The sequence below is a fragment of the Hyphomonas sp. genome, assembly GCF_022844445.1.
Classification (GTDB): domain Bacteria; phylum Pseudomonadota; class Alphaproteobacteria; order Caulobacterales; family Hyphomonadaceae; genus Hyphomonas.
The window spans coordinates 247176-272093 of sequence record NZ_JALHLS010000001.1; the positions used below are offsets into that span (position 1 = coordinate 247176).

Sequence of the window (24918 nt, forward strand, 5' to 3'; positions counted from 1 at the left end):
CGTCGCCGGGCAAGCAATTATTGTGCTAGTGCGAAATAGTCGCACAAAAGCTCGACTTGACCAATGCGGTATCTAAGTTGCAGGCAATCAGAAGCGTAAACATCAGAGGGAGGAAACTGAAATGGCACGTACGGCACTGGTTACGGGCGGCACACGGGGCATTGGCAAGGCCATCAGCGAAATGCTGAAAACCAAGGGCTACAACGTTGCGGCGAACTACGCTGGCAATGATGCAGCCGCTGCGGAGTTTTCGAAAGCCACAGGCATCAAGGTCTACAAGTTCGATGTGGCCGATTATGGCGCAGTCGGCGCGGGCCTGAAAGCCATCGAATCCGAAGTCGGCCCGGTCGACATCCTGGTTAACAATGCTGGCATCACGCGCGACGCCCCCTTCCACAAGATGACCCTCGCCCAGTGGCAGGAAGTGATCAACGTCGACCTCACCTCTGCCTTCAACGTCACCCGCCAGGTCTGGGACGGCATGCGCGACCGCAATTTCGGCCGCGTCATCAACATATCCTCGATCAACGGTCAGAAAGGCCAGTTCACGCAGGCGAACTATTCCGCCGCCAAGGCCGGCCTGATCGGCTTCACCAAGGCCCTCGCCTATGAAGGCGCCAAGAAGGGCATAACCTCGAACGTCGTCGCCCCCGGCTATATCGACACTGAGATGCTCTCGGCCGTGAAACCGGAAGTGCTCGAAGGCATCATCGCCACCATCCCGGTTGGTCGCCTCGGCAAGGCCGAGGAGATCGCCTCGATGTGCGCCTACCTTGCGTCCGACGAAGCAGCCTTCATCAACGGCGCCACGATGACCGTGAACGGCGCCCAGTATATCGCTGGCTGATCCGGCCTCACCCGGCGCGCTGGCGCCGGGTGAGCCAGACGACCGCGATGACGGCGGCAACCACCCAGAGCCCCGAGGCGAGAAGGAACCAGCCTGCAAACAGGCTGAGCCCGATGCGTTGAACGACGGACAGGCGCTGCCAGATCGCCCGGATCGCCTCTGCAAAGTTGCGCGCCTCCTGAGCGGGGGCTGCGGTCCGCGGTGCCGTCGCAGAACGCGGTTCGCGCGGCGGCGCCTGGGACAGGCGCTCAGGCTGCGCGCGCAGCGCGGCCAGCGGATCAGTCTCGCGTCGCGCAAAGCCGCCAAAAATCGATCCCGGCCGCTCGACCAGGATGGTTTCCCTTGCGCTCACCTGCGCGGCGGGACGCATCGCAATCGGGTCGACGCAGTCTGCGCCGAGATCCATGCGCACACCAAACGTGTCGTCATAGCGGGGCCGCTTACCGAACATGGGTGCGTGGGTCCTCTGTCTGCCGCCGGGAGAATGCCGCGCGATGATCAAGAATAGCCTAACTTAAACCTCGGGCCGCCAACCCGGCGGCGCAAGGGTGAAGCCGGAAAACTCGAATCCTGGTGCAACGATACACGACACCAGCGTCCAGTGGCCTAGCGTTTCCGCCGTCTGCCAGTAATGGGCCGGGACGATGGCCTGCGGCCGCTGCCCGGCGCGTAAATCCGGGCCGAGTGTCATTGCCGACGCCCCCTTCCCGTCCGGGGGTGACAGCGTCAACGCCAGCGGGCCGCCCGCATGCCAGAGCCAGGCCTCTTGCGCATCAACTCGGTGCCAGGCCGACAGCTCGTCCGCCTGCAGAAGGTAATAGATGGCTGTCATCGTTGCGCGGCCCTCGCCCGCCGCACGAAAGGTTTCCGCATAGTGGCCGCCTTCGGGATGCCTGCGCATGTCCAGTAGACGGATGATTTCACCAACGCCCAGATCACCGGCCAGGGCCATCCCCATCAGAACCGGTCCTTCCGGCCACGGATTTCCCCGAATGTCGCCGCCGCATTACCTGGATGGCCCATCGCGAGCTGCATCTCCGGCAGATCGGCGCGCAGGAAGGGATTGGTCGCCAGTTCCCGCTCCAGCAGCGCCGGTACGGTGGGCAGGTTGTTCGCCCGCTGCCTTTCGATCCAGCCGACATAGTCCTTTAGCGCCTTGTTCTCCGGCTCGACGGTCACGGCAAAGCGGGCATTCGAAGCCGTGTATTCGTGTGCGCAGTAGAGCTGCGTCTTGGCGGGCAGCGCCTTGATGCGCTGCAGGCTTTGCCACATCATCTCCATCGTGCCTTCAAAGACGCGTCCGCAGCCGAGCGCAAAAACGGTATCACCGACGAAAGCGACCGACTGCGGGCCAAAGTGAAATGCGACATGTCCGAGCGTATGGCCCGGCACATCGATCACCGCCGCCCGCGCGGCACCAAGGTGCAAGACATCGCCGCCCTTCACAGCCAGGTCGAGGCCTGGGATCTTCGCCGCCTCTCCCGCCGGGCCGATAACGCGGCAGCCCATCTCCTGCTTGAGGCGAAGGTTGCCGCCCGCGTGATCGGGATGCCAGTGGGTGTTCCAGATCTGCGTGATGGTCCAGCCGCGCAGTTTCGCCTCGGCGACGTAGCGCTCGGCGTCCGGCGTATCAATCGCTGCCGTCTCGCCGGAGTCCGGTTCGTGAACCAGATATCCGTAATTGTCGTTCAGGCAGGGAAACTGGTGTATGTCGAGGAAGATGCCCATGTGCCCATTATCCCGTGTTGCGGTCTGAGAGACGACTTTAGACCATGCGTCAGGACGCCGTCACCCTCGAACGCTTTTACGCTTCCCCGCTCGGCCGGGCCGCGAGCCGCGTGATCGCCGGCAAGCTGGTGGATCTATGGGGTGAAGCGCACGGTCTGACCATGCTCGGGCTCGGATATGCGATCCCCGCGCTAGACGCTTTCGGCACCGGGCCAGGCCGCCGGATCGCAGCGATTCCCTACGAGCACGGCCCGGTCAGCTGGCAGGCCAGCGAACGCGGCAATGCCTCGGTGGCCGTCGGCGATCCCCGCCTGCCCTTCCCGGATGCCTTCTTCGACCGGGTTATCGTGCTGCACGGCCTTGAGGAGACGGGCGATCCGCGCGCCTACCTGCGCGAGATCTGGCGTGTGACCGCGCCAGAGGGCCGCATCGTGCTCGCCGCCGCCAATCGCGCAGGCCTGTGGTCGCGCGCAACTCAGACACCGTTCGGGCAGGGAAGGCCCTGGACGCGAAGCCAGCTGTCGAACCTCCTCGCCAGCGGCCTCTTCCAGGTGACAGCCTCTTCCAGTGCTCTTTACATGCCTCCGGTGAGCCACGGACTTGTGACCTCCGCAGCGGAAGGCTGGGAGGCCATTGGACGCATGCTGACGCCCGGCTTCGGCGGCGTCGTACTGATCGAAGCGGTCAAAAGACTGTATGCACCGCCAGGCGGCGGGGCGGTTGCCCCGGTGACAGAGCGCATCCGGATTGCCCGCCCCGCGAGGGCCGCGCGCCGTGAAGAGCATTGACGCACCGATTTGCAACATTATTTTCGCAACTGCAGCATCTGCAAGGCGCAAGGACCTAGCCTCATGAAACTCATCACTGCCGTGTTCAAGCCGAGCCGCCTCGATGCAGTGATCGAAGCCATCTCGGAAGCAGGCGCCACAGGCCTGACGGTGACCGAAGTGCGCGGCTATGGCCGCCAGCAGGGCAAGACGGAAGTCTATCGCGGCGCTGAATACGAAGTGCGCCTGCTGCCGAAGGTGAAAGTCGAACTCGCCTGCGCCGATGACGACACCGAACGCCTGATCGAGGCGATCACCGCCGCAGCCAATACAGGCACCATCGGTGACGGCAAGATCTTCGTCCACGACCTCGAAAGCATCCTGCGCATCCGCACCGGGGAGCGGGACGCGCAGGCGATCTCCGGCTGAGCGGCCCGCTGGCGCCCGTCTATTCGATGATCTCGTAGCCTTCCGGAATAATGAAGGGTTCGACCGAGGCGACGCCGATTTCCGGCTCGAGCTGTTCACCGGGGCCATTCTGACGGCGCTCATAGGCCGCCACGAGCGAGAGGTAGGGCGCTACGTGCACCCAGCCGTGACCGGCCGTGTTCTGAACAATCTCGAAGTGAAGGTGGATCGTCGTCGGCGTGCCGCCGAAATCGTTTGACACATAGCCGATCAGGTCACCGGCCTTGACGTTCTGGCCGGCCGTGACGGCGAGGCGCTTCATGTTCAGGTGCATGTAATTGTAGATCGAACCTTCGCTGCGCAGCTTGACAGTATAGGTGCCGATCGAAGTGATGATGCCGTCCTCGACTGCGATCACCTCGTGCAGGCCCCGCTCCGCTGCAGACTGCCGGCGCAGCGCACTGCAATCAGCCGCTGTGCCGACGCGGATGTCCTGGCCCTGGTGGATCTTGGCCGTGGGGCAGAAGGGCGTTGTGCGGTTGGCCGAGCGGGTTTCGCAGAAATTGTCGCGCCAGGGTGCTGAGTAGTTTCGCGCGTCGCATTGGTCACCGCCGGCCACGCCGCCGCCAAATGCAAACACCTGCGACTGCAACACTGCCGGCGCAGACTTGATCGGAAAAAGCATGTTCGGCACGTGCACGATCTGCTCGGGGAAGCCACCACCGGAGCCGGGCAGCAGGGCGCCCGGCTGGTAATAGCTGAACACCGGCGCCACGGGCTCTGGTGTAACGACAGGCGGACCCGGCTCAGGCTGCGGCTCGGGCTCGGCGGGCACAGGCTCTTCGACCGGCACTTCGACATCCGGTGGTGTTGTGGGATCCGTCGCATCGACCGGATCGGGCGCCGGCGTCGTGCCGTCATCCGGCGCACCTGGCTCGGCTGGCGTTTCGTCAACCGGTTGCTCGACGGGCGTTTCGAATTCGGAATCGTCCACATCCGGCGGCGGCGGTCCGGGCGCGCCCGGGGGCAGGGGTTCTGGTGCTTCGGGCGTGGTCGGTGGCGGTCCGCCATCGCCAGGAAAACGTACGAAGTCGCAGGCAGCCAGTGAAGTCAGAAGCAGCGCGGCGGCCGCTGCAGCCAGTGTATGTCGCATCAACGGGTTCCTGAAATCGCGAGGTCGCGTGCGAAGGCGACCGCCTCGTCCTCGGTGATGCAGGCGGGCAGCCCGTTCACCAGTTCCTTGCATTCGAATTCGACCAAATAGTCCGCGCCATAGCGCGAGAAGGAGACCTGTGCGCCAGTCGTGGTGGGCTGGAAATTGAACGCGTCCGTACGCGAAGGCGGTGCGGCGCCCGGCTCGGCCATCACGACATTCGTGCCGTTGACAATGATGTCGTAGGTCTCAGTCGGGAAGAACGCGTAATAGCCGTCGCTCGTCGGCTGGAAGCGTACTGCGACATCACCGCTCTGCGCGGCCACTGGGCCTGCCGGCAGGAAGACCGGTACGGGCGGCGCCTCGCCGCCAGACTGCACCTGGAAGCTTCCTTCTCGCTCCTCGAGCGGGCGCGCCGCAAGGTCACGGCGGGCGCCTTCCCAGTCGATTGTGGTACCACTGGCCGCCATCGCTGGGCGGACCGGCAGCTCCACTTCGTCAGTCGCCGGAACATCTGTGCTGTCAGCCGGCACGGCGGTCTCGCCCGAGGTGTCGGCCGGGCGCTGGAAAACGCGGTCGCAGGCCGTCAGCGCGAACGTGCTGGCGATAAAGGCAGTCAGAAGTAGCGTACGGTTCATCAGGTTCAGTCCTTGCCGGGGTGGGCCACATAGTCAGGGTCTGCGTAAGAGACGCCTTCGATCTTGAGAAGGCGGTCCTGGACCGCGCGGATTTCCTCCGGCGTCGCCGGTATGCCGGGCGGCATCTGGTAGGCGAGCTTTATCTCGCCGGAATAGCTCGCCCCTGCCAGCGTAAAGGCGCTGAGGCCTGGCAGCCGCGTGACAAGCTCCTGCCAAGCGGCCTGCGCAGCCGCCGGTTCACGCTTGAAGTTGCGCGTTATGGTGTCGATTTCCGGCGCACCCTTAAGACGGACGATGAACTGCACTTCCGTGCCATCTGCCCGCGCCGGGCGCTCCACCGGGGCCACGGGCACCGACTCCACCTGCGCAAGTTCCACGTCGTCGCGCCCGAAATCGGGATCGGACGCAGCCGGGGATTGAATGTCGACGCTGAGCGCCGGTGCAGCAGCCGGCGCCTCGCCGGGCGGCGGCGGCGGATCATTGTTGATCGCCGCAATCGCAAGCGCGACCGCACCGCCCACACAGCCAAGTCCCAGCGCGCCGAGTGGCCCTCCCAAATGCAACGGCGCGCGGGTTCCCGTCATGTCAGCGTCCTCCCCCGCCTGTCGCAGCGGCCGGTATGCTGGAAAGATTGAGCAGGCCGGTGCCGCAGGGCCGGGCACACATGTCCGGATTGCCGGTCAGCGGAGTAGTGCCGGGATATTGGCTGCACAGGCCAGAACATTGGAGCGGCTGGCGCGGATCCAGCGCGCCTGTCAGCGTCGCGATCAGTTCTTCCTTTGTGGCCGAAGGCGCCCGCGCCTTCAGCAGCGCCAACGCCGCAGACACATGCGGCGCCGCCATGCTGGTGCCCTGCTCATAGGCATAGAAGCAGTTGGCAACGCTCGCACCCGTCACCGGGTCGTAGCAGTTCGTGGCCGCCTTGGTCGACAGAACGCCATCTGGCTTGCCGTCACCATTGTCATCGCGTGTAAGGTCACCGCCAGGAGCAAGGAGCGTGACTTCCGGCCCGTAGTTCGAATACGGCGTGATCTGTCCGCGCGCATCGCTCGCCGCCACCGTGACAACACCACGGCACCCAGCCGGCGCATAGAAGCTCGTGGACATGCGGGCATTGCCGGCTGCCGAGACGACGATCGCGCCGCGCTCCGTGACCGCATCGATCGCGTCCTGTAGTGAGGCCGGGCAGGCGCCGAGCAGGCCGATCGACAGGTTGATGATGTCGGCCGGGTTCTCGTTCCAAACTTCGGTATCAGCCGGGCCTTCGGCCGGGATAAGACCGGCCGCCCAGCGTATCGCATCGTTGATGTCCGAAAGACGCCCGCCGCACTTGCCAAGCGCCCGCACCGGCACGACGCGGACATTCCACGCGCCGCCAGCAACGCCGGCGCCGTTGTTTGTCGAGGCGGCGCCGACGGTTCCCGCCACATGCGTGCCATGGAAACTGTCGGCGGCATAAGGTTTGGTCGGGTCACACATGTCGCCCGGATCGTTCGCGTCACTGTCACGTCCGTCGCCGTCATTGCCCATGCGCGGATCGGAGACCATGTCCCAGCCAGGCATGATGTTGGGCGATCCGGCAATGTCCGGATGCGTCATCTGCAGGCCGGTATCGATCACGGCGACAACCACGCTGCGGGATCCAGCCGTGCCCTGGCGGGCCCAGAAGGATTCAAAGCCTGCCCCGCCGGCCGTGCGCCCGTCGGCCGCGCCACGGTCACGGAAGTGCCACTGCAACGTCCAGAGCGGATCGTTCGGCAAGAAGTTCGCCGGGGTGGTGGAAGTCGGCGGCTTCGTCGAGCTACCGGTCGTGCCCCCCGATCCAGCAGGGGGCGGGGCATCCTTCGTCCGCCGCACAAACTGGTTCTGGAAGATGAAATCCGGCTCGACATACTCGAACTGTCCGGACGCCCGGAGGTCGCGCACCACGCAGGCAGTCGCCAAGGCCAGATCGCCGGCCACTTCACTCGGCTGAATGCCTTCAGGGCAAGCGGCAGCGTCTGCCCTTGCGAGGAAATCTGCAGGCCCGATTCCGGCGCCCCGGAATTGGGTCGGGCTCGCGCCGTCCGCACCGATCTGGATCACCATCTGTCCCTGGCGGGACAGGGCCACCTCACCACCGATGCCATACTTTGTCATCGTGTCGAGCATCACCGAGTTGGCATCAATCTGCGCCTTGATCGTGTCGCGCGAGACGGGCGCCCGGCGGGCAAGCTTGCGCATCTCGGCCTTTTCCTCGACCGGCAGCGCCTTGAACTCCTCACGGGTGAGCCCCTTCAGGCGGCGCTGGGCAAGCGGCTCCTCGGCGACCATCTTGTCGATGTCTGCGCCCGCTTGCGCGATTTCGCGCTCGGACTTGGCGACCGCGCGGGGATCGAGGGTGATCTTGGGCAGCACCTGCTCCGGTTTCACCGCTTCTTCGATGGGCGCGCGCGAACTTGCAGCATCCGGCGCGGAGGCGGGGGGTGGCAGGGACTCCAGCACCTCACCCGAGCCGGGCGATTCCTCATAATAGTACTCTTCCTCAAAGTACTCGAGCTCTTCCGCAGACAGGGCCGTATCTTCCATGGCAAGCGCCGACGTCGGCGGAATATCGATCGGCTTCGCGATGATCGAGCCGATGGCAAACATCGGGCGCTCTTCCTCGTCGACGACGAACTCGGCCATCACAGTGCCCGCGAGGGCCCGGTCTTCGGTAGATGCCGTCTGCAGGTTGCTTGCGCCGGAATCCACGATGGTTTCGCCGCTGATCTGGCCCGCCGAGGTCTCGGCAACTTCCTTCGCTCTGTCGATCCGCTCGGTGATCTGGCCGCACCCGGCCAGCAGGATTGTACCTGCCAAGCCAGACAGGATAACCCGGCGCAGGTGCCGCTCTGTCAGTCGATTCAACATGTTGGTGGTCCCCATGCGATTGCCAATGAACGCCCCAGCCCCATAGGTTAACGCTGCGATGAGATTATGACGAGGTTGAGGCGGTGTCCAACCCCTTGAAGCGGCGGAGCAAGAATTGACCCAGACCATCCGGCTAGAAATCGCCGCGCCCCTTGCCGAGATTATCCTGGACCAGCCACAGCGCCGCAACGCCCTCTCGCTCGAGATGTGGGCCGCCCTGCCCCGGCGGGTTGCAGAGGCGAATGCGGACCCGCACGTGAAGGTCATCCTGCTGCATGGCGGCGGAGGCGGTGTGTTTGCAGCAGGCGCCGACATTTCCGAATTCCCGGTGATTTACGGCAGCGAGGCGGCAGCGCGCCAGACCGGCGCAACCATAGCCCGGGCCCTCGCCGCACTAGAAGAGAGCCCCAAGCCCGTCATTGCCGCCATCGAGGGCGCCTGTGTGGGCGGCGGCGTCAGCCTCGCGGTTGCCTCGGATATCCGGGTGGCGACAGCCACCGCCGGCCTCGGGATCACCCCGGCAAAGCTCGGCCTCGTCTATCCGCCGGGCGACATGGCGCGCCTCGTGCGCCTCGTAGGCCTGGGCGCCGCCAAACGCCTCCTCTTCACAGGCCGCATCTTCAGCGCCGGCGAGGCGCTCGCCATGGGCCTTGTGGATGAGATCGTGGACGCGTCCTGCATTCTGCCTGCCGCCCGCGCGCTGGGGCTCGACATCGCTGCCCAGTCGCAATGGTCCGTGCGCGCCACCAAGCGGATGATGCGCGGCTTCGAAGCGGGCTTTGGGCCGGGCTCCTCCGAAGCTGAAGCCCTCTTCCTCGAAGGCTTCGCCAACCCCGATTTCCGAGAAGGCGTCAGCGCCTTTCTCGGCAAGCGCAAGCCGGACTGGAAAGTAACATGAATCTCGCCGCCGACCTCGCCGCCTTCCGCTCAAGCCTGCCGCAACGCGCCCGCCTCTTCGTCGGCGGCTGCAGCGGCGAGCCGCTCGGCCTGGCCGAAGCCTTCCGCGCCAGGCCCGACCTTGCCCAAGGTGTCACTTTCGTCGGCCAATGGGTGCCCGGCATCAACCAGACCGACTGGGCAAGCCTGCACCCGACCGCCGAGGCCGAAACCACTTTCCTCGCTCCTGCCTTGCGCCCCTCCTTCGAGGGCGGGCGCACGCGCATTCTGCCCATGACCTATTTCCAATCCTGGGACTGGATCGGATGCACCCCGCTTGATGGCGGCATCCTGCTCGTCTCTCCTCCGGATACGGACGGTAACGTCACCTTTGGCGTCAGCGCCGATTTCGGCCCGGCCCTCGCCGCGCGCCCAGAAGTGCCGCTGCTCGCCGTGATCAATCCGCATATGCCTGCCCCGCCGCACACCCCGCGCGTGCCGCTGTCACGCTTCTCGCAGGTCACGGAAGACCTGGGACCACTGCTCAGCGTCCCGCCGGCCCCACTCGCACCCGCCTTCGCCGACATTGCGCGGCACATCTCTGTCCTGGTGCCGGACGGCGCCGCCTTGCAGTTTGGCATTGGCAACGTCCAGCAAGCCGTGCTGACCGAACTCGCCGGACGCAAGGGCCTCTCCATCTGGTCCGGCATCGTGTCGGACCCCGTCATCGGCATGCTCGAAGCCGATCCTTCGCTTCAAGTCACCACCGGCGTTGCCGTCGGCACCGACGCCCTCTACAATCGTCTCGCCGCCGAGCCACGAGTCCGCTTCGAGCCGGTGATCGTCACCCACAACATCCTGCGCCTGGCGGAACTGGAGAAGTTCACCGCCATCAATTCCGCCCTCGAAGTTGATCTATTCGGGCAGGCCAATTCGGAGTTCATCAGCGGACGGCAGATTTCCGGCACTGGCGGCTCGACCGACTTCCTGCGCGGCGCCCGCGTCTCTCGCGGCGGCACCGGCATCATCGCCCTCGCAGCCACGGCGCGCGGCGGCGCCGTCAGCCGTATTGTCCCGCGTCTCGCGCCTGACGCCACAAGCATCGCCCGAGCCGACATGGATGTCGTCATCACCGAATTCGGCGCCGCCCGCCTGCAGGGCCTCGATCTCGACGCCCGCGCCGCCGCCCTCATCGCCATCGCTGACCCTGTCCATTGCAGCGCCCTCTCCAACGCCTGGGACGACATGCGGCGCGGGATGTAGCCGAATGAGGATTGGATTCAGAGATTCATCTGAGACTGCGTGGTAAGCGCGACGAGCTTGCCTTCCGCGGTTTCGATCCGCGTTTGCCAGACCTGCAGGCGCCGGCCGATGCTGACGGGCTCTGCGGTCACCATGAGCACACTGCCCACAGGCGCCGCCGCGATCAGGTTCGTCTTGCTCTCGGTCGTTGTTGTACCCTTCGCTCCTTCCGGCAGGTTGAGGAAGGCGCCAATCGCGCCGGCACAATCGGCCAGCGTCATCAGGAAGCCGCCGTGTGCGATCCTCCCGGCGGTGCAATGGTCTGCGCCCACCGTAACCGTGGCTCGCACACGCGCCTTGTCCGCATCGATGAAGTTCAGCCCGACCAGTTTCGCGAAGGGCATGGAGGCGCCGAGCACCTCCAGTCGGGCGTCACTCATTTTTGCTCGGTTTCCTTAAGCAGGCTAAGATCATACCCCGCGGTGACGGCAGCTGCATCCAGCTTGGCACGCATGTCCGGCGTGACCGTGGGCGTGCGCGACAGCATCCAGAGGAAGCGGCCTGATGGCTCGCCGATGAGGGCATGGCGATAGTCCGCATCCAGATAGATGATCCAGTAATTCCCTCGCCCTGCTGGCAGCGGGATCGGCGCAAAGTTCACGAAGATCCGCGCGCCGTTCGAGCCGTCCATCACGCGCGCCACCGCTGCCGCCGATCGCGGCTTGCCGTCCTTGGTCCCGAACCGGCAAGTGTTCAGCACATCCACCTTGCCATCCGCGCGCAACGTGTACTCGGCGGTCGTGCCCTCGCAGTCCCTCTGAAAACTCGTCGGATAGCGGGCGATCTCGTACCAGAGACCCATGTACCGCGGAACATCGACTGAGGCGACCGCCTCGAGCGCCGTCGCATCCTTCGCCCGGCCCGAAGGGCCTGCAATACAGGCTGAAACAGAGGCGGAAAGCAGAATAATAGTCAGCAGCCGGAACATCATGCGGGATTCCTCTTGATCAGCTGCTTGGCGATGATGATCCGTTGCAGCTCATTGGTGCCTTCGCCGATGCAGAGCAGCGGCGCGTCGCGGTACAGCCGCTCGAGCACGTACTCGGTGGAGTAGCCATAACCACCATGAATACGCATAGCTTCCGTAGCCACTTCGAGCGCCGTCTCGGAGGCGAACCATTTCGCCATGCCGGCTTCCATGTCCACCCTCTCGCCGCCGTCGTAAGCGCGCGCCGCATCTTCGACGAGCAGTTCCGCCGCGCGTGTCTTGGCGGCCATCTCGCCCAGCTTCAGCTGGATCGCCTGGTGCTCGCAGATCGGCTTGCCCATCGTCTGGCGCACCTGGGAATAGGCGACGCTCTCGCGCAGGGCCCGGCGCGCGATGCCGACGCCGCGCGCGGCGATGTTGATCCGGCCAAGCTCCAGCCCGCCGGTCGCCATATAGAAGCCCTCGCCTTCCTTGCCGCCGACGAGGCAGAGACTCGCATCGCACTCATAGTCCTCGAAAATGAACTCGCCAGAATCGATGCCCTTGTAGCCGAGCTTACCGAGCTTGCGCCCGTTGTGCACACCCGCGAGGGGCTTGCGGGTTTCGGGATCGATCTTTGGCACGATCAGCATCGACATGCCCCGGTGACGCGGCACCGCGTCCGGATCAGTCTTCACCAGCAGCGCCACGCAGTGGCCCTCGATGGCATTGGAAATCCATGTCTTCGTTCCGTTCACGACGTACTTGTCACCCTTGCGTTTGGCCACCGTGCGGATCCCCTGCAGGTCGCTGCCAGCATCCGGTTCGGTCAGGCCAAGCCCGCCGCGCATCTCGCCGCTGGCAAACTTCGGCAGCCAGTATGACTTCTGCGCTTCCGTTCCGAATTTCTGCACGATGATCGCCATCATCATGTGTGTGTTGAAGATGCCCGTCAGGCTCATCCACTCCTCGGAAATCAGCGAGACGATGCGCGTATAGGTCGTCGCAGAAAGCCCAAGCCCGCCATAGTCCGGATGGACCAGTGCGCCAAACAGGCCAAGCTCGGTCATGTCGGCGACAAGGTCCGCTGGCCATTCATTGTCATGCTCAAGCTTCAGCGCGACGGGCGCCACCTTCTTTTCGAGCCATTTCTGGATCGAGGCCAGCATCTGGCGCTCGTCGGCTTCGGAATGCACAATCGTATCGGCCATGGCCGGGTTCCTTCAGGTCTACCAATAATCTTTCATGAGTTCGCGCGACCAGTCCGGCTGGCGAACTTCTCCGCGTGGCAGGAATTCCCGCATCACGGGCTTGATGTCGAGCACCGGCGTGCCGTCGATGGCATCAAGGCCTTCAACTTCAATCTCGCGGCCGTTGACCGAAACGATCTGGCAGACCGTGACGCCGATCCGATTAGGACGATTCTTGCCGCGCTGCGCAAAGATGCCCACAGGCGGCCAGTCCGGATTGCCGCGCGGGCGGCGCGCGCCGGTCTCGACCTTGCCATCCGGCACGAGATGGAATTGGAAAACAATTTCGGCATGGCTGAAGGCGTCGAGGCCGAACAACGCCTCCGGCGCGAATGCGTCCGCAAGCACGATCACGGAGCGCTCGCTTCCCCAGTGGTCGTCTTGCGGCGCAACCCGCCCGCCGCGCACATGGGCAACTGGAGAGACGGGTACGGAGGACATCTTGGGACTCCCGGTTTCAGGTTCAACGGACACTCGCGAGCAGGCGTTCCGCAGCGAGGATGACAGGACGGTCGATCATTTTTCCCTTGTGGAGCGCAACGCCGCCGCCGGCTGCGTCCATCGCTGCCAGCACTGCGCGCGCGTCGGCGATCTCCTCGGCGCTCGGCGTGTAAACGGCGTTCACCGCCGCCACCTGCCCCGGATGAATGCAGGCGCGGCCGGAAAAGCCCATCGCTTTCGCCTTTCGGGTCGAGGTCGTGAGACCGTCCGTATCCGCCGTATCGAGAAAGGGCACGTCATAGGCCGGCACGCCACCCGATCCGCAAGCCGCCGCAATGGTGCCGCGCGCGGTCAGCATTGCATCCCAGTCGGAAAGATCTGCGCCGAGGCTCGCGGAAAAATCGACGCCCCCGAACAACACTCCGCCGGTCGCCTGTTTCGCGATCTCGAAGGCGTTCGCCAGGGCGCGGCCGCTTTCAATAATCGGAATCAATGGAATCTTCCGGCCGAGGGCTTCGGCGACGATCTCCAGATCGACTGCCGTCTCCGCCTTTGGGATCACGAGGAAATCCGCCCGCGTGGCCGCTGCCGAACCCGCGAGCGCGGCAAGGTCGGCGCAGCCAAACGCCGTGCGCGGGGAATTGATGCGCAGACCCAAGTGGCGCCCGCGCCAGGCGCCGAGCCAGGTTAGCGTGTCGGTGCGGGCCTGCGCCTTGTCCACCGGCAGCACCGCGTCCTCTAGGTCGATGATCACGGCGTCGGCGCCCGCGGCGACGGCCTTCCCAAACCGGTCGAATCGGGCGCCGGGCACGAACAGAAAGGAGCGATAGACGAACACGAGGCAGGCCTTCCGATATTCGGTCCATCCGGTATCGGACCGTCGGATTGGGGTCAAACGGAAACCCGCCGGACAGGGGAATTGCGCCCGAGCGCCAATCACGCCACCCTGTCGCATGGGAATGGGAGAGATATGTGATTTCGATCCACTATCTGGGGTCAGAACGCATCATGCAACTTGGCCTAGCCGAGCTGCGGGGCGCGAGCATCGAGCAGCAGGATTTCCTGCGCGCCGACCTCAGCGGGCGCGACCTCTCGGGCGCCGTGTTCCGGGACTGCGAACTGCGGGCCGCATGCCTCGACTGGGCGAACCTCGAAGGCGCCCGTTTCGACTATGCACGGCTGATGTCGGCCACCTTCCGGCATGCCCACCTTCGCGGCGCGTCCCTGCGCCATGCGACGCTCAAGGGCGCAGACCTCTCTGCCGCCTGCCTGATCGGGGCAGACTTCACAGGAGCGACGCTGCGCCTGGCGAACCTCTCCGGCGCCAACCTCTGCGGAGCGATCTGCCTCTGGAATGAAAGTGAGGATCTGACGCTTGCGGGCGCGCTCTATGACGGAGATACAATCCTGCCGCCCGCCTTCCAACCTGAAGCGCAGGGCATGATCCGCCGCCTTACCGCTGGCCGCGCTTGACTTAAGCTCGCGCCGTCCCCACCCCTTCCCGCACATGACCACGCTCAAGGCCATCCTCGGCCCCACCAATACCGGCAAGACCCATTATGCGATCGAGCGGATGCTCGCGCATGGCACCGGCATGATCGGCCTTCCGCTGCGCCTGCTGGCGCGCGAGGTGTATGACCGCGTCGTTGCCGCCAAGGGCGCGGCTTATGCAGCGCTGCTAACCGGCGAGGAGCGCATCCATCCGCCTACCGCACGCTATTTTGTCTGCACGGTGGAATCGATGCCGGTCGACGTACGTGCCGATTTTGTCGCCATCGACGAGATCCAGCTCGCCGAGGACGAAGACCGGGGCCACGTGTTCACCGACCGGATCCTGCACATGCGCGGCAACCATGAAACGCTGCTGCTCGGCGCCGACACGATGCGCGGCTTGCTGAAGGCGCTGAGGCTTGGGGTCGAGACAGAACCGCGCCCGCGCTTTTCGGAACTGCGGTATGCGGGCCATGTGAAGATCACCAAGCTGCCGAAGCGCACCGCCATTGTCGCGTTCAGCGCGGAGGAAGTCTACGCGATTGCCGAACTCCTCCGCCGGCAGAAGGGCGGCGCGGCGGTCGTCATGGGCGCGCTGAGCCCGCGCACCCGCAATGCGCAGGTGGCGCTCTACCAGTCCGGCGAAGTTGACTACATCGTCGCCACCGATGCCATCGGCATGGGGCTGAACCTGGATGTCGGCCGCGTCGTGTTCGCCTCGCGCACCAAGTATGACGGGCGCCGCCACCGGCCGCTGACACTTGCGGAATGCGCGCAGATCGCGGGACGTGCCGGACGGTTCCGCACCGACGGCGAGTTCGGCGAGACCGGCAGCTGCCCGCCCTTCGCGGACGAAGAATGGAGAGCCATAGAAGGCCACCACTTCGATCCGGTGGACGCCGTTCAGTGGCGCAATTCCGCACTCGATTACGCCAGCCTCAAATCCCTGATCCGCTCGCTGGAGCGCCCGTCCGGCAATCCCGTGCTGATCCACAATCCGCGTGCGCTCGACGAATGGGTACTACGCCGCATGAGCGAGGACGGCGCCATCGGACCAAACGTTACCGGCGACCGGAAAGTCCGCCGCCTCTGGGATCTCGCCCGCCTGCCGGACTTCCGCAAGGCCGGCCCGGAAGGCCACGGCCGCCTTGTCCTCGGCCTTGCCGAAACGCTTGCCGACCCGGATGCGCGCCTCTCCGACGAAGGCCTGCGCCGCCGCATGGACGACCTCGCCTCGGTGCGCGGCGACATCAACCAGCTGCAGCAACGCCTCGCCGCGATCCGCACCTGGACCTATGCCGCCAACCGCGAGGACTGGCTCGAGAACCCTGCCTATTGGCGAGAGAAGACCCGGGAGATTGAAGACTCCCTGTCAGACGCGCTACACGTTGCGCTGACCGCCCGTTTCGTGGACAGGCGGACCACTGCCCTTCTCGCAAGCCTGAGGAAAGAAGATGCGCTCGTGACTGACCTGACGCCAAACGGCGACGTGACCGTGGAGGGCCATCTGGTCGGCCGCCTGCGAGGCCTAACTTTCGAGCCCGCCGTCGATGCGCGCACGCTCGAAGGCAAGGCCGTGCGCGGCGCCGCGATGGCCGCCGTCCGCCCGATGCTGAGCGCGCGTCTTGCCGAAATCGCGGTAGCGCCGGCTGAAGCCTTCAAGCTGACCGAAGCGGCCGAGATCGAATTCAAGGAAGCGCCGGTCGCCCGCCTCACCAAGGGGCAGCAATGGATGACGCCCCGCACCGAACTGATTGGCGCCATCGAGGCTGAGGCGGCCGAGCGGCAAGCCGCGCTGACCCGGATCGAGGAATGGGTGCGCGGCGAAATCGGCCGCGTGCTGCCGACACATGCCAAGCTGGCCTTCGCCAAAACCGGCGAAGCGCTTGAAGGTCTGCTGCGCGGCCTTGCCTTCCGCATTCTCGAGAGCGGCGCCTCGATTGATCTTCGTACGGATGAATCGGCCCCTCGCCTCAATCCCGAGCAGCGCGAGGCCCTGAAGTCCGCCGGCATCCGAGTTGGCCGCGTCGCTGCCTATGCGCCTGATGCGCAGAAGCCGGCTGCGCAGAAGATGATTGCAATCCTGAAAGCGGTTGAAGCGGCCACGGAATATCCCCTCGCCCCGGAAGGCGCCGGCTCGTTTGGCCTTGATGGCACCTGGCCGGAAGACGCGCTTGCCGCCAATGGCTACCTGCGTTTTGGCCGCCGCGCCGTTCGCGCAGACCTAGCCGAACGCCTCGGTTGGGAACTCGCCAAGCGCCGCAAGGACGCTGCCAAGGCCGTGTTCGAAATACCGATCGACCTTGCTTCGGTCGTCTCCTGCCCTGCCGAAGACTGGCCCGCCGTGCTGAAAGGCTTCGGCATCGCGCCCGCCGAGAAGAATTCCGAGACCGGGGCGGTGACTTTGTGGCGCTATGTGGCGCGCGCCCGTCCAGATACGGACGAAAAGCCTGCGCGTCGTCCGCCGCGTGCAGACGCCGACAAGCCCGAAGGCGCGCCGCGCCAGGACCGACGCCCAGATAGCCGCGGCAGCCAACGTCCGGATCGCCGCCCGGACAATCGCAAGAGCGGCGCTTCTCAGGTCCAGGAACGCCGTCCAAAGCCGCTAGACCCGGACAGCCCCTTCGCAGCGCTTGCGGCCCTGCTTCCTCCGCCGAAGCCTGAGAAACCCCCGCGCCCGCCTAGGCAGAAAAAGCCTCCCGCCGAGGCCCGCGCGCCTGCCGCCTTCCGGTACCGCCCGTTCAGATGACGCCAGAGATGTGCAGATGACGCCAGACGCCGCCGGTGATACGTCGGTGCGCGCGGATGTGTGGCTTTGGCGGGCTCGGTTTTTCCGCACGCGGGCCCTCTCCGCTGCCCATGTACGCCAGTCCGGCCTGCGCGTTTCGCATGGCGGACTGATCCGGCGCACCGACAAACCTGGCGCGCCGCTGGCAGTCGGCGACATCGTGACATTCGGGAAAGGCGCGGATATTCTCAGCGTCGAAGTGCTGGACCTTGGATCAAGGCGAGGACCGGCAGACGAGGCGCGGGCGCTCTACCGGCCGCTGGAGTCCGATCCATGATGAAATCAATCAAGAACCTGTTCTCCCCGAAAACGCCCGCCGAGCTGCCGATGGCGCCGGAAGTGGCCGTTGGGGCATTGCTGGTTGAAGCGGCGCTGATCGACGGCGTTTATGTGAACATCGAGAGCGACATGATCGCCGAGATACTGCTCGAATCCTTCGACTTCGACGCTGACAAGGCCGACGCGGTGCTGGCCCAGGCCGAAACCCTCGCGGAAGAAGCAGTCGGCAGCCATCAGTTTACCAAACACGCAAAAAAGCTCGCTATGGCCGACCGAGTGAAGGTCGTCGAGGCGATCTACCGGGTGATCTTCTCAGACGGCGAGCGATCGGACATCGAGGATTCCTATGTCCGCCATGTTGCAGGCCTGCTGCATGTCGATGACCTGGCCCGTGCCGAAGCGCGCAGGCGGGCCGAGGGCCGCGCCGCCAGTGCAGGTTGAGGGAATCTGCACGCCCGATTGAGCCTTCAACATTGACACTCACCGGCGCCGCCGCCAATTGGCGTGCCTGACAACCTCCCGCGAGACTGACCTGCCTATGACCTACATCGTCGTCGATGCCTGCATCCGCTGCAAATATATGGACTGTGTCGAGGTCTGCCCCGTCGACTGTTTCTACGAAGGCGAGAACATGCTCGTCATCCACCCTGATGAGTGCATCGATTGCGGCGTATGCGAGCCGGAATGCCCGGTCGAGGCGATCAAGCCCGATACCGAAGACGATCCGGACAGCAAATGGCTGAAACTGAACACCGAATACGCGAAAATCTGGCCCAACATCACCCGGATGAAGGCCCCGCCAGAGGATCGGGAGGCGTTTGCTCAGGAAACGGGAAAACTGGAGAAATACTTCAGCCCGAACCCCGGAACTGGTGACTGAACGGCCTCCCGGGCCTGATTCTCCCTGCAGCTGCAGCAGCTTCCAAGGTGCCTCAAACGTTAACGAGGCGCTTGATTCTTATGCGTTTACTTTTCGTCAGCACCTGCGCGCACCTGTTGTAAATGCGCCAAATTCGTGTTACGTCTTTGGTCTGATCAATAATCATAGAGAAGCGGGAATTCCTAACTCGGTACCTAAATCAGGGAACGGGGCCGGGAAGACGTCGCTTACGTGTGTGTAGAAAAAGGGTCAATTCAGATATGGCGAAAAAAGCAGAGACTCGGGCACTGGCGTTCGAGGTCGGGCAAAGCGTTGTCTACCCGGCCCACGGCGTCGGCAAAATCACGGCCGTCGAGAAACAGACGGTCGCAGGCATGGCGCTCGAAGTCTATGTCGTCGCTTTCGACCAGGACAAGATGATCCTGCGCGTCCCGACCAACCGGGCCGAAGCCTCGGGCATGCGTGCCCTGGCCGGCTCGAAGCTGGTCGATGACGCCCTGAAAACCCTCGGCGGCAAGGCCCGCATCAAGCGCACCATGTGGTCGCGCCGTGCCCAGGAATACGAAGCGAAGATCAATTCCGGCGACCTGATCTCGATCGCGGAGGTCGTGCGCGACCTGCACCGCGGTGATGACCAGCCGGAACAGTCCTATTCGGAGCGCCAGCTCTATGAGAGCGCGCTGGACCGGATGGCCCGCGAGCTCGCGGCGGTCGAGAACATCGACAAGGGCAAGGCGATGGAAAAACTCGCCAAGTCGCTGGCCAAAAAGAAGATCGCCGCCTGAAATCAGGCTTCGGCAAAGTAAACCGTGGAAATCCCCGTAGGTCCCGGACCTGCGGGGATTTTCCTTTTGACTTGGGTCGGGACCGATGGCATTTTGAACAAAACATGAACAATTCAGAGGGTGTTATGGCGATCACGGGCGGCTGTCACTGCGGAGCCATCCGCTACGAACTCGGCGCGGCGCCAGACAGGGTCTCGATCTGCCATTGCCGGGACTGCCAGTTGAGTGCGGGTGCACCAATGGTGTCCTGGGCCGTAATGCCGGCCGCAAACCTCAAGATCACCAAGGGCACGCCGGCGACGATCAATTCGTCCGGAGACAGTTTCCGCCGCTTCTGCAGCCGCTGCGGCACGGGCCTCTTCTACGTGAACGAGACCTACCTGCCAGCCCTCGTGGATGTGCAGTCGATTACGCTGGACGACCCGTCCGCCTTTCCGCCGCAGGCGCAGGTCCAGACGGCGGAACAGCCATCCTGGATGGCTCATATCCACACCCTACCGGCATATCCACGCTATCCGGGCACGGAATAGACTTCCCGTCTTCCTAACGCATTGCCCGGCGCGCTTAACCAAGCCGCCAGGAACCCTTCGCCAAATTAACCATGTTCCAATGCATCCGCGTCACGTTTCATCCGTTGCCGGATGGTCCGGCAGGTGATTGGGCCGCAGCCCGGACATGGGGAAATCCCGGCCAGCTTGCGGCAGGTGTTACAAGGACGAAGTCAAATGGCCTATTCAGACATACCCGTCGCGCCCGGAGCCCTGCTCGGCGCACATTCCCAGCCCGACGATCTTTATCGCGCCGGCCTTGCCTATGCGACCGGCACGGGCGCCGAGGTCAATCTCGTTGAAGCCCACAAATGGTTCAATCTCGCCGCTGTGCGCGGTCATGAGGACGCCCGCGTCCAGCGCCAGGACATGGCCGAGATGCTCACCACCGAGGAAGTGAAGCTTGCCCTGCAAGCCGCCCGCGCCTGGATGAAACTCGCGAACTGAATGCCAGCCCGGCAGGTCGACGCCCGCCGCAGAGTTATCCCACCCGCCGTGTCATGCCTTTCCAGTAGGGCTCGCGCAGGTCCTTGCGAAGGATCTTGCCGGAGGGGTTGCGCGGCAGGGCCTCGATGAAGTCCACCGTCTTCGGCGCCTTGTAGGCAGCGATGCGCTCCTTCGCCCAGGCGATGATACTCTCCGGAGACGGATCTTCGCCGGGCTTTTTGACGACGATGGCTTTCACCGCCTCGCCCCACTTCTCGTCGGGCACGCCGATCACCGCGACATCGGCCACGCCCGGCGCGCCAAAGATCGCGTTCTCGACCTCTGCCGGATAGACGTTCTCGCCGCCGGAGACGATCATGTCCTTCACGCGGTCGTGGATGTAGAGGAAGCCATCCTCGTCGAAGTATCCTGCGTCGCCGGTATGAAAGAAGCCGTTGCGCACAGCATCCGCCGTCGCATCCGCGCGGTTCCAGTAGCCCTTCATCACGAAGCCCGACTTGACAACGATCTCGCCCACTTCGCCCGTCGGCACGGGCTTGCCCGCCGCGTCCACCACGCGCACCACCGCACCCGGCCAGGGAACGCCGCACGAGCGCAGCTTGCCCCAGGCGGGGTCATGCGCTTCCGGCGGCAGGAAGGTTCCTGCGCCGACTGTTTCGGTCAGTCCGTAGAGCTGAGTGAAGCGCGCATCCATGATCTCGACCGCCGTGCGCAGCAACGCCTCGGAAATCGGCGAGGCGCCGTAGAAGACCTGCTTCAGGCTGGAGAAATCCACCTCACGGATATTCTTCTGCTGCGTCAGCATGAGGATCACCGCCGGCACCCAGAAAGCGTGCGCGATTCTGTGTTCCGGGATCAGCTTGAGGATCAGCTGCGGATCGATTTCGCGCAGGATCACGGTCTTGGCGCCCTGCAGAGACGCCAGAAGGCCTACATTGACGCCCGCCACGTGGAACTGTGGCATGGCATTCATCACCGCCTCGCCGGCATCATAGCTCGACCATTCCAACATCGCGCCCTGCGTGAAGAAGGCGCGGTAATTGTCATTCGTCAGCTGCACGCCCTTCGGCAGGCCGGTCGTGCCGGACGTGTAGAGCTGGATCACGTCATCATCGCCTTCTGGCGCAAGGCCCGGATTGGTCACCGGCTTGGAGCCGCGCCAGGACGGATAGAAATCCCAGTCCTCGCGGTCGCCGTCGAGCGTGATGATCCGCTTCAGGTCCGGCAATTCGCCCTTGATCTGGTCAATCATGGCGTAGAATTCCTTACCGACGAACAGCACCTTGGCGCGCGCGTCCGACAGTATGAACTTAACCTCCGGCGGGGCGAGGCGCGTATTGACGCCGTTCATCACCGCGCGGGCCTTCGCGGCGCCGAACAGCATCTCGTAGTACACGTCCGTGTTCTTCGCGAGATAGCCGATCCGGTCGCCTGGCTGAATGCCCAGCGCAAGGAGGCCATTTGCAACCTGGTTAGTGCGCGCGTCCAGCTCGGCATAGGTCGTCACCTTGCCTTCGAACCAGAGGGCCGCATCGGCCGGCCGCAGCGCGGCCTGCACGCGCGGAATATCCGCAAGGTAAGGCATCGCCTCAATGTCGATCATCGTTTCCTCCCGGGAGCTTCAGCCAAGACCTGTGACCCGTCTTGTCGTGACTGAACTTAAGGCATTTCCGGCACCTGTCAGCCCCTGCCCCGCTGCGCGCGCTGTTCGCCGCTCTGCCACCTCTTTGGCAACTGCCAATTCTGTGCAAACGTTCCCCTGACGCGCGAGCCGAAAACTCCGGCGCGCGGGCGGGGGCAAGACCAATGGCGAGCATATTCCTTTCCTACAGCCGGGCCGACCGGCCCAAGGCGCAAGTCGTTGCCGAAGCGCTGACTGCCGAGGGCTTTTCGGTCTGGTGGGACAAAGTCCTGCGCGCCGGGCAGACCTATGACGAAGTCACCGAAGGCATGCTGCGGGACGCCGATGTTGTCGTCGTGCTTTGGTCCACCGTCTCGGTGAAATCGAAATGGGTACGCGCTGAGGCAACGCTTGGTCAGCGCACGTCAATCTTGATCCCCGCGATGATCGAGGAGGCCGAGCGCCCGATCATGTTCGAACTGACCCAGTCCGCTGACCTGATTGGCTGGCACGGCGACCGGAATGATCTGCGTTGGAAAGAGTTCGTCATCGACATCCGCCGCGCTGCCGAACACGTGAAACCGACTGCAACCGCGCCCCCGACGCCGCCCGTTCCCGGCCAGGCCGCGGACATGACGATGGAGCTGACCTTCTGGTCCTCCGTGAAGGACTCCGCCGACAAAGCCGACTTCGAAGCCTATCTGAAACGCTATCCGGACGGGCATTACTCGGACCTCGCCCGCAACCGCATCGCCGCCATGAGCCGGGCCGAAGTGAAGGCCGCCGCGCCTCCGACTCCGCCTCCACCGCCTCCACCTCCACCGCCTCCGCCGCCTCCGCCGCCTCCGCCGGCCCCAAAACCCGTCACCGCGGCGGCCGTTGCACCGGCACCTGCACCGCAGAAGCCCGCGCCGCCCCGGCCTCAGCCGGCTCCTGCAAAGGCTGCCGCCGCCCCGCCGTTGAAAAAGAAATCCGGATCGTCAGTACCTGTCATGCTCGGCGGTCTCGTCTCGATCCTCATCGCGGGCTGGGCCCTGTCGATGGTCTTGCCGGGACAGGACGAAACACCCAGCGGAACGGACGGCATGCAGACCGCGTCTTCCGAAACCATCGCGGACGCGCCGCCCGCCCCGGAAATACCCGCCTTCGAGACAGCGCCCGCCGCGGCCGCCGATCCGGCACCCGAAAGCCCGGCCGAGCCTCCCGCCGAACCCGCCGCGCCGCCTGCGCCTGTTTGCGACGCCTGCCCGGCGATGGTGGCTATCAACGGCGGCACGTTCCAGATGGGCTCGCCCGCCACCGAGGCGGGCCGCGAACCGATTGAAGGCCCCGTCCATGAGGTGACGGTCAAAAGCTTCTCGATCAGCAAGTCCGAAATCACCCATGCGCAATGGATGGCCTGCGTCGACGGCGGCGGCTGCAACGGGCACCGCCCCGGCGCGCCGTCGAGCGGCGCGATGCCCGTTGCTGCGATCTCTTGGCGCGATGCCACAGCCTATGCTGCGTGGTTGTCGGAAGAGACCGGCCGTACTTACCGCCTGCCGACCGAAGCGGAATGGGAATACGCCGCACGCGGAGGAACAAGTTCGGCCTATTGGTGGGGCGACAAGTTCGACGCTGCCAAGGCGCCTCGCGACAAAATCCGCGAAGCTGCCAGCCTGGCGGAAAACCCGTTCGGGCTGCAGGGCATGCTCGGAAATGTCGGTGAATGGACCCAGGACTGCTACATCAACGGATACATTGACGCCCCCAGCGATGGCAGCGCCGTCACCAGCGGCGATTGCAGCCGGCGCGTCGTGCGCGGCGGATCGATCAAGAGCAGCCCGTCCGCTCACCGCGCCGCCAACCGCGCCAGGCTGTCGGTCACCACCCGCGACCGTCAATACGGTTTCCGTGTGGTGCTTGAACAGGACTGACAGGTGGGACAGCTTCTGGCTCTAAACAGCCTGCTTTGTAGCCTCTGTCTGATTGCGGCCTGCTCAAGCGCGCCGGTCACAGCCACGCGGATCGAACCGGAGGTGAGGGCTGTCCCCTGCCCGCCGGCCGCAAGCCTCGCCGATATCGGTGACGAGCGCGCGCGCAGCGAGGCCATTCTCGACATGGACCCGGTTGCGCGCGAAGATCTCGCCTTGGCGCTGGCGGCCTGTCTCGGCGATCCGGACCCGAACCTTCGCGACGGTGTGGCCTACGTCGCCCTCTCCCAGATGCTGCGCTCGCAGCTCGTCAGCATCGAGACGGTGATGCGGCTGGAAGCGGACCTGCGCGCCCGTCTTGCCCAGCCCGCCAATGCGGACGGCTTTGAGGCACCCTTTGCGGCGCTCGTGCTGTCGGAAGTCGCGCGCACCGACCGCATCACGCCCTGGATGGGCCCGGAGGAGCGCGACCGGCTGATCGCGGCAACCCACGCCTATCTGAGCACACTCAGTGACTTTCGCGGTTTTTCGGACGGCGACGGCTGGCGCCACAGCGTTGCTCATGCGTCCGACATCCTTATGCAGCTGTCGCTGAACCCGCAGCTGAACAAGCCGCAGGCCGAGGCCATACTCGCGGCCATCGCGCTCAAGGTCGGCACGCCGGATCACGCCTATATCCACGGCGAAAGCGAACGCCTCGCCGCGCCGGTCACTTATCTCGCCATCAAGGAAACCTTCACGGCCGAGGAGTGGAGCGAATGGTTCGCCAGCCTCTGGCCGCAGGGCGACCCGCTTCGCGAGGAAGCCTACAGATCCGAAGCCGCCCTGATTAAGCTGCATAATCTGCAGGCCTTCGCCCAATCGGTCTACATCAATGCGATGGCCAGCAATGATGACAGGATGAAGCCTGTGGCCGGCGCCGCCTTCGAATTCCTGAACCAGCTGCCCTGAGCCAAA

Annotated in this window: 28 protein-coding genes; 15 read left to right on the forward strand and 13 right to left on the reverse strand. The window is 64.7% G+C overall.

Annotated elements, in window-relative coordinates; genetic code table 11:
* The first annotated feature begins 121 nt into the window (after nucleotides 1-121).
* The gene (gene phbB / locus Q0C17_RS01340) at nucleotides 122-847 is read left to right on the forward strand and encodes an acetoacetyl-CoA reductase (RefSeq protein ID WP_291200135.1); all 726 of its coding nucleotides are present in this window, start codon (nucleotides 122-124) and stop codon (nucleotides 845-847) included.
* 7 nt (nucleotides 848-854) lie between these two features.
* Here phbB and Q0C17_RS01345 read toward each other — a convergent pair whose 3' ends face one another.
* The 3 genes from Q0C17_RS01345 to gloB all read right to left on the reverse strand — a co-directional run bounded on the left by Q0C17_RS01345 (nucleotide 855) and on the right by gloB (nucleotide 2575).
* On the reverse strand, nucleotides 855-1298 hold the full coding sequence (locus Q0C17_RS01345) for a hypothetical protein (RefSeq protein WP_291200138.1): 444 nt from the start codon (nucleotides 1296-1298) through the stop codon (nucleotides 855-857).
* A gap of 63 nt (nucleotides 1299-1361) precedes the next feature.
* The gene (locus Q0C17_RS01350) at nucleotides 1362-1805 is read right to left on the reverse strand and encodes a cupin domain-containing protein (RefSeq protein WP_291200141.1); all 444 of its coding nucleotides are present in this window, start codon (nucleotides 1803-1805) and stop codon (nucleotides 1362-1364) included.
* Nucleotides 1805-2575: a hydroxyacylglutathione hydrolase gene (gloB, locus tag Q0C17_RS01355; RefSeq protein WP_291200144.1), complete on the reverse strand. Its 771-nt coding sequence runs from the start codon at nucleotides 2573-2575 to the stop codon at nucleotides 1805-1807. The genes Q0C17_RS01350 and gloB overlap by 1 nt, the downstream gene beginning before the upstream one ends.
* 44 nt (nucleotides 2576-2619) lie before the next feature.
* Between gloB and Q0C17_RS01360 the strand changes: the two genes are divergently transcribed.
* Nucleotides 2620-3363, forward strand: a complete 744-nt coding sequence (locus Q0C17_RS01360) for a methyltransferase domain-containing protein (protein WP_291200147.1) — start codon at nucleotides 2620-2622, stop codon at nucleotides 3361-3363.
* 63 nt (nucleotides 3364-3426) lie between these two features.
* Nucleotides 3427-3771: a P-II family nitrogen regulator gene (locus tag Q0C17_RS01365; RefSeq protein ID WP_291200150.1), complete on the forward strand. Its 345-nt coding sequence runs from the start codon at nucleotides 3427-3429 to the stop codon at nucleotides 3769-3771.
* Nucleotides 3772-3790: 19 nt separating this feature from the next.
* Here the strand turns inward: Q0C17_RS01365 and Q0C17_RS01370 are convergent, their stop codons facing one another.
* From Q0C17_RS01370 to Q0C17_RS01385, 4 genes are read right to left on the reverse strand one after another with little or no spacing between them, the layout of a single operon-like run.
* Nucleotides 3791-4903, reverse strand: a complete 1113-nt coding sequence (locus Q0C17_RS01370) for a M23 family metallopeptidase (RefSeq protein ID WP_291200153.1) — start codon at nucleotides 4901-4903, stop codon at nucleotides 3791-3793.
* Complete coding sequence (locus Q0C17_RS01375; RefSeq protein ID WP_291200156.1) at nucleotides 4903-5541, reverse strand: hypothetical protein; 639 nt, start codon at nucleotides 5539-5541, stop codon at nucleotides 4903-4905. Before Q0C17_RS01375 ends, Q0C17_RS01370 begins: the two co-directional genes overlap by 1 nt.
* A 5-nt stretch (nucleotides 5542-5546) precedes the next feature.
* Nucleotides 5547-6125 (reverse strand): hypothetical protein, encoded by a 579-nt coding sequence (locus Q0C17_RS01380; RefSeq protein WP_291200159.1) that lies wholly within the window; start codon nucleotides 6123-6125, stop codon nucleotides 5547-5549.
* 1 nt (nucleotide 6126) lies between these two features.
* Entirely contained in the window at nucleotides 6127-8433 is a 2307-nt protein-coding gene (locus Q0C17_RS01385) for a S8 family serine peptidase (protein ID WP_291200162.1), read from the reverse strand.
* 115 nt (nucleotides 8434-8548) lie between these two features.
* Here Q0C17_RS01385 and Q0C17_RS01390 point away from each other — a divergent pair, with 115 nt between their 5' ends.
* Both Q0C17_RS01390 and Q0C17_RS01395 read left to right on the forward strand, forming a co-directional pair.
* On the forward strand, nucleotides 8549-9331 hold the full coding sequence (locus tag Q0C17_RS01390; protein ID WP_291200165.1) for an enoyl-CoA hydratase-related protein: 783 nt from the start codon (nucleotides 8549-8551) through the stop codon (nucleotides 9329-9331).
* Nucleotides 9328-10572 carry an acetyl-CoA hydrolase/transferase C-terminal domain-containing protein gene (locus tag Q0C17_RS01395; RefSeq protein ID WP_291200172.1) on the forward strand — a complete coding sequence of 415 codons (1245 nt, stop codon included), beginning with the start codon at nucleotides 9328-9330 and terminating at the stop codon, nucleotides 10570-10572. The genes Q0C17_RS01390 and Q0C17_RS01395 overlap by 4 nt, the downstream gene beginning before the upstream one ends.
* Nucleotides 10573-10589: 17 nt before the next feature.
* On the opposite strand, the gene Q0C17_RS01400 is transcribed toward Q0C17_RS01395, so the two are convergent.
* From Q0C17_RS01400 to Q0C17_RS01420, 5 genes are read right to left on the reverse strand one after another with little or no spacing between them, the layout of a single operon-like run.
* Nucleotides 10590-10991, reverse strand: coding sequence for a PaaI family thioesterase (locus tag Q0C17_RS01400; RefSeq protein WP_291200175.1), 402 nt, complete (start codon nucleotides 10989-10991; stop codon nucleotides 10590-10592).
* The gene (locus Q0C17_RS01405) at nucleotides 10988-11542 is read right to left on the reverse strand and encodes a lipocalin family protein (protein WP_291200178.1); all 555 of its coding nucleotides are present in this window, start codon (nucleotides 11540-11542) and stop codon (nucleotides 10988-10990) included. Before Q0C17_RS01405 ends, Q0C17_RS01400 begins: the two co-directional genes overlap by 4 nt.
* On the reverse strand, nucleotides 11539-12729 hold the full coding sequence (locus Q0C17_RS01410; protein WP_291200181.1) for an acyl-CoA dehydrogenase family protein: 1191 nt from the start codon (nucleotides 12727-12729) through the stop codon (nucleotides 11539-11541). Before Q0C17_RS01410 ends, Q0C17_RS01405 begins: the two co-directional genes overlap by 4 nt.
* 18 nt (nucleotides 12730-12747) lie before the next feature.
* Nucleotides 12748-13209 carry an SAM-dependent methyltransferase gene (locus Q0C17_RS01415; protein WP_291200185.1) on the reverse strand — a complete coding sequence of 154 codons (462 nt, stop codon included), beginning with the start codon at nucleotides 13207-13209 and terminating at the stop codon, nucleotides 12748-12750.
* 22 nt (nucleotides 13210-13231) lie between these two features.
* Nucleotides 13232-14104: a CoA ester lyase gene (locus Q0C17_RS01420; RefSeq protein ID WP_291200188.1), complete on the reverse strand. Its 873-nt coding sequence runs from the start codon at nucleotides 14102-14104 to the stop codon at nucleotides 13232-13234.
* Nucleotides 14105-14181: 77 nt separating this feature from the next.
* Between Q0C17_RS01420 and Q0C17_RS01425 the strand changes: the two genes are divergently transcribed.
* The 8 genes from Q0C17_RS01425 to Q0C17_RS01460 all read left to right on the forward strand — a co-directional run bounded on the left by Q0C17_RS01425 (nucleotide 14182) and on the right by Q0C17_RS01460 (nucleotide 20427).
* The gene (locus Q0C17_RS01425; protein ID WP_291200191.1) at nucleotides 14182-14682 is read left to right on the forward strand and encodes a pentapeptide repeat-containing protein; all 501 of its coding nucleotides are present in this window, start codon (nucleotides 14182-14184) and stop codon (nucleotides 14680-14682) included.
* Nucleotides 14683-14716: 34 nt separating this feature from the next.
* Nucleotides 14717-17449, forward strand: a complete 2733-nt coding sequence (locus Q0C17_RS01430; RefSeq protein WP_291200194.1) for a helicase-related protein — start codon at nucleotides 14717-14719, stop codon at nucleotides 17447-17449.
* 16 nt (nucleotides 17450-17465) lie between these two features.
* Nucleotides 17466-17765, forward strand: coding sequence for an RNA-binding S4 domain-containing protein (locus Q0C17_RS01435; protein WP_291200196.1), 300 nt, complete (start codon nucleotides 17466-17468; stop codon nucleotides 17763-17765).
* Nucleotides 17762-18208, forward strand: coding sequence for a TerB family tellurite resistance protein (locus tag Q0C17_RS01440; RefSeq protein ID WP_291200199.1), 447 nt, complete (start codon nucleotides 17762-17764; stop codon nucleotides 18206-18208). The genes Q0C17_RS01435 and Q0C17_RS01440 overlap by 4 nt, the downstream gene beginning before the upstream one ends.
* Before the next feature lie 97 nt (nucleotides 18209-18305).
* Complete coding sequence (fdxA, locus tag Q0C17_RS01445) at nucleotides 18306-18647, forward strand: ferredoxin FdxA (protein WP_291200202.1); 342 nt, start codon at nucleotides 18306-18308, stop codon at nucleotides 18645-18647.
* Nucleotides 18648-18907: 260 nt separating this feature from the next.
* Nucleotides 18908-19432 carry a CarD family transcriptional regulator gene (locus Q0C17_RS01450; RefSeq protein ID WP_291200205.1) on the forward strand — a complete coding sequence of 175 codons (525 nt, stop codon included), beginning with the start codon at nucleotides 18908-18910 and terminating at the stop codon, nucleotides 19430-19432.
* 104 nt (nucleotides 19433-19536) lie between these two features.
* Nucleotides 19537-19962: a GFA family protein gene (locus tag Q0C17_RS01455; RefSeq protein ID WP_291200209.1), complete on the forward strand. Its 426-nt coding sequence runs from the start codon at nucleotides 19537-19539 to the stop codon at nucleotides 19960-19962.
* 195 nt (nucleotides 19963-20157) lie between these two features.
* Entirely contained in the window at nucleotides 20158-20427 is a 270-nt protein-coding gene (locus Q0C17_RS01460) for a hypothetical protein (protein ID WP_291200213.1), read from the forward strand.
* Between the two features lie 34 nt (nucleotides 20428-20461).
* Here Q0C17_RS01460 and Q0C17_RS01465 read toward each other — a convergent pair whose 3' ends face one another.
* Entirely contained in the window at nucleotides 20462-22030 is a 1569-nt protein-coding gene (locus tag Q0C17_RS01465; RefSeq protein WP_291200216.1) for a long-chain-fatty-acid--CoA ligase, read from the reverse strand.
* A gap of 203 nt (nucleotides 22031-22233) precedes the next feature.
* Between Q0C17_RS01465 and Q0C17_RS01470 the strand changes: the two genes are divergently transcribed.
* Nucleotides 22234-23964 (forward strand): SUMF1/EgtB/PvdO family nonheme iron enzyme, encoded by a 1731-nt coding sequence (locus tag Q0C17_RS01470; RefSeq protein WP_291200219.1) that lies wholly within the window; start codon nucleotides 22234-22236, stop codon nucleotides 23962-23964.
* Nucleotides 23965-24066: 102 nt separating this feature from the next.
* Nucleotides 24067-24912 (forward strand): DUF2785 domain-containing protein, encoded by an 846-nt coding sequence (locus tag Q0C17_RS01475; protein WP_291200222.1) that lies wholly within the window; start codon nucleotides 24067-24069, stop codon nucleotides 24910-24912.
* Nucleotides 24913-24918: the final 6 nt, after the last annotated feature.

Coding starts and splice junctions, on each gene's coding strand:
- Q0C17_RS01440 (WP_291200199.1), top strand. CDS start 17,762: ATGATGAAATCAATCAAGAACCTGTTCTCCCCGAAAACGCCCGCCGAG.
- Q0C17_RS01430 (WP_291200194.1), top strand. CDS start 14,717: ATGACCACGCTCAAGGCCATCCTCGGCCCCACCAATACCGGCAAGACC.
- Q0C17_RS01380 (WP_291200159.1), bottom strand. CDS start 6,125: ATGACGGGAACCCGCGCGCCGTTGCATTTGGGAGGGCCACTCGGCGCG.
- Q0C17_RS01405 (WP_291200178.1), bottom strand. CDS start 11,542: ATGATGTTCCGGCTGCTGACTATTATTCTGCTTTCCGCCTCTGTTTCA.
- Q0C17_RS01465 (WP_291200216.1), bottom strand. CDS start 22,030: ATGATCGACATTGAGGCGATGCCTTACCTTGCGGATATTCCGCGCGTG.
- Q0C17_RS01435 (WP_291200196.1), top strand. CDS start 17,466: ATGACGCCAGACGCCGCCGGTGATACGTCGGTGCGCGCGGATGTGTGG.
- Q0C17_RS01455 (WP_291200209.1), top strand. CDS start 19,537: ATGAACAATTCAGAGGGTGTTATGGCGATCACGGGCGGCTGTCACTGC.
- Q0C17_RS01370 (WP_291200153.1), bottom strand. CDS start 4,903: ATGCGACATACACTGGCTGCAGCGGCCGCCGCGCTGCTTCTGACTTCA.
- Q0C17_RS01460 (WP_291200213.1), top strand. CDS start 20,158: ATGGCCTATTCAGACATACCCGTCGCGCCCGGAGCCCTGCTCGGCGCA.
- Q0C17_RS01410 (WP_291200181.1), bottom strand. CDS start 12,729: ATGGCCGATACGATTGTGCATTCCGAAGCCGACGAGCGCCAGATGCTG.
- Q0C17_RS01450 (WP_291200205.1), top strand. CDS start 18,908: ATGGCGAAAAAAGCAGAGACTCGGGCACTGGCGTTCGAGGTCGGGCAA.
- Q0C17_RS01415 (WP_291200185.1), bottom strand. CDS start 13,209: ATGTCCTCCGTACCCGTCTCTCCAGTTGCCCATGTGCGCGGCGGGCGG.
- gloB (WP_291200144.1), bottom strand. CDS start 2,575: ATGGGCATCTTCCTCGACATACACCAGTTTCCCTGCCTGAACGACAAT.
- Q0C17_RS01365 (WP_291200150.1), top strand. CDS start 3,427: ATGAAACTCATCACTGCCGTGTTCAAGCCGAGCCGCCTCGATGCAGTG.
- Q0C17_RS01350 (WP_291200141.1), bottom strand. CDS start 1,805: ATGGGGATGGCCCTGGCCGGTGATCTGGGCGTTGGTGAAATCATCCGT.
- Q0C17_RS01400 (WP_291200175.1), bottom strand. CDS start 10,991: ATGAGTGACGCCCGACTGGAGGTGCTCGGCGCCTCCATGCCCTTCGCG.
- Q0C17_RS01395 (WP_291200172.1), top strand. CDS start 9,328: ATGAATCTCGCCGCCGACCTCGCCGCCTTCCGCTCAAGCCTGCCGCAA.
- fdxA (WP_291200202.1), top strand. CDS start 18,306: ATGACCTACATCGTCGTCGATGCCTGCATCCGCTGCAAATATATGGAC.
- Q0C17_RS01385 (WP_291200162.1), bottom strand. CDS start 8,433: ATGTTGAATCGACTGACAGAGCGGCACCTGCGCCGGGTTATCCTGTCT.
- Q0C17_RS01375 (WP_291200156.1), bottom strand. CDS start 5,541: ATGAACCGTACGCTACTTCTGACTGCCTTTATCGCCAGCACGTTCGCG.
- Q0C17_RS01360 (WP_291200147.1), top strand. CDS start 2,620: ATGCGTCAGGACGCCGTCACCCTCGAACGCTTTTACGCTTCCCCGCTC.
- Q0C17_RS01470 (WP_291200219.1), top strand. CDS start 22,234: ATGGCGAGCATATTCCTTTCCTACAGCCGGGCCGACCGGCCCAAGGCG.
- Q0C17_RS01345 (WP_291200138.1), bottom strand. CDS start 1,298: ATGTTCGGTAAGCGGCCCCGCTATGACGACACGTTTGGTGTGCGCATG.
- phbB (WP_291200135.1), top strand. CDS start 122: ATGGCACGTACGGCACTGGTTACGGGCGGCACACGGGGCATTGGCAAG.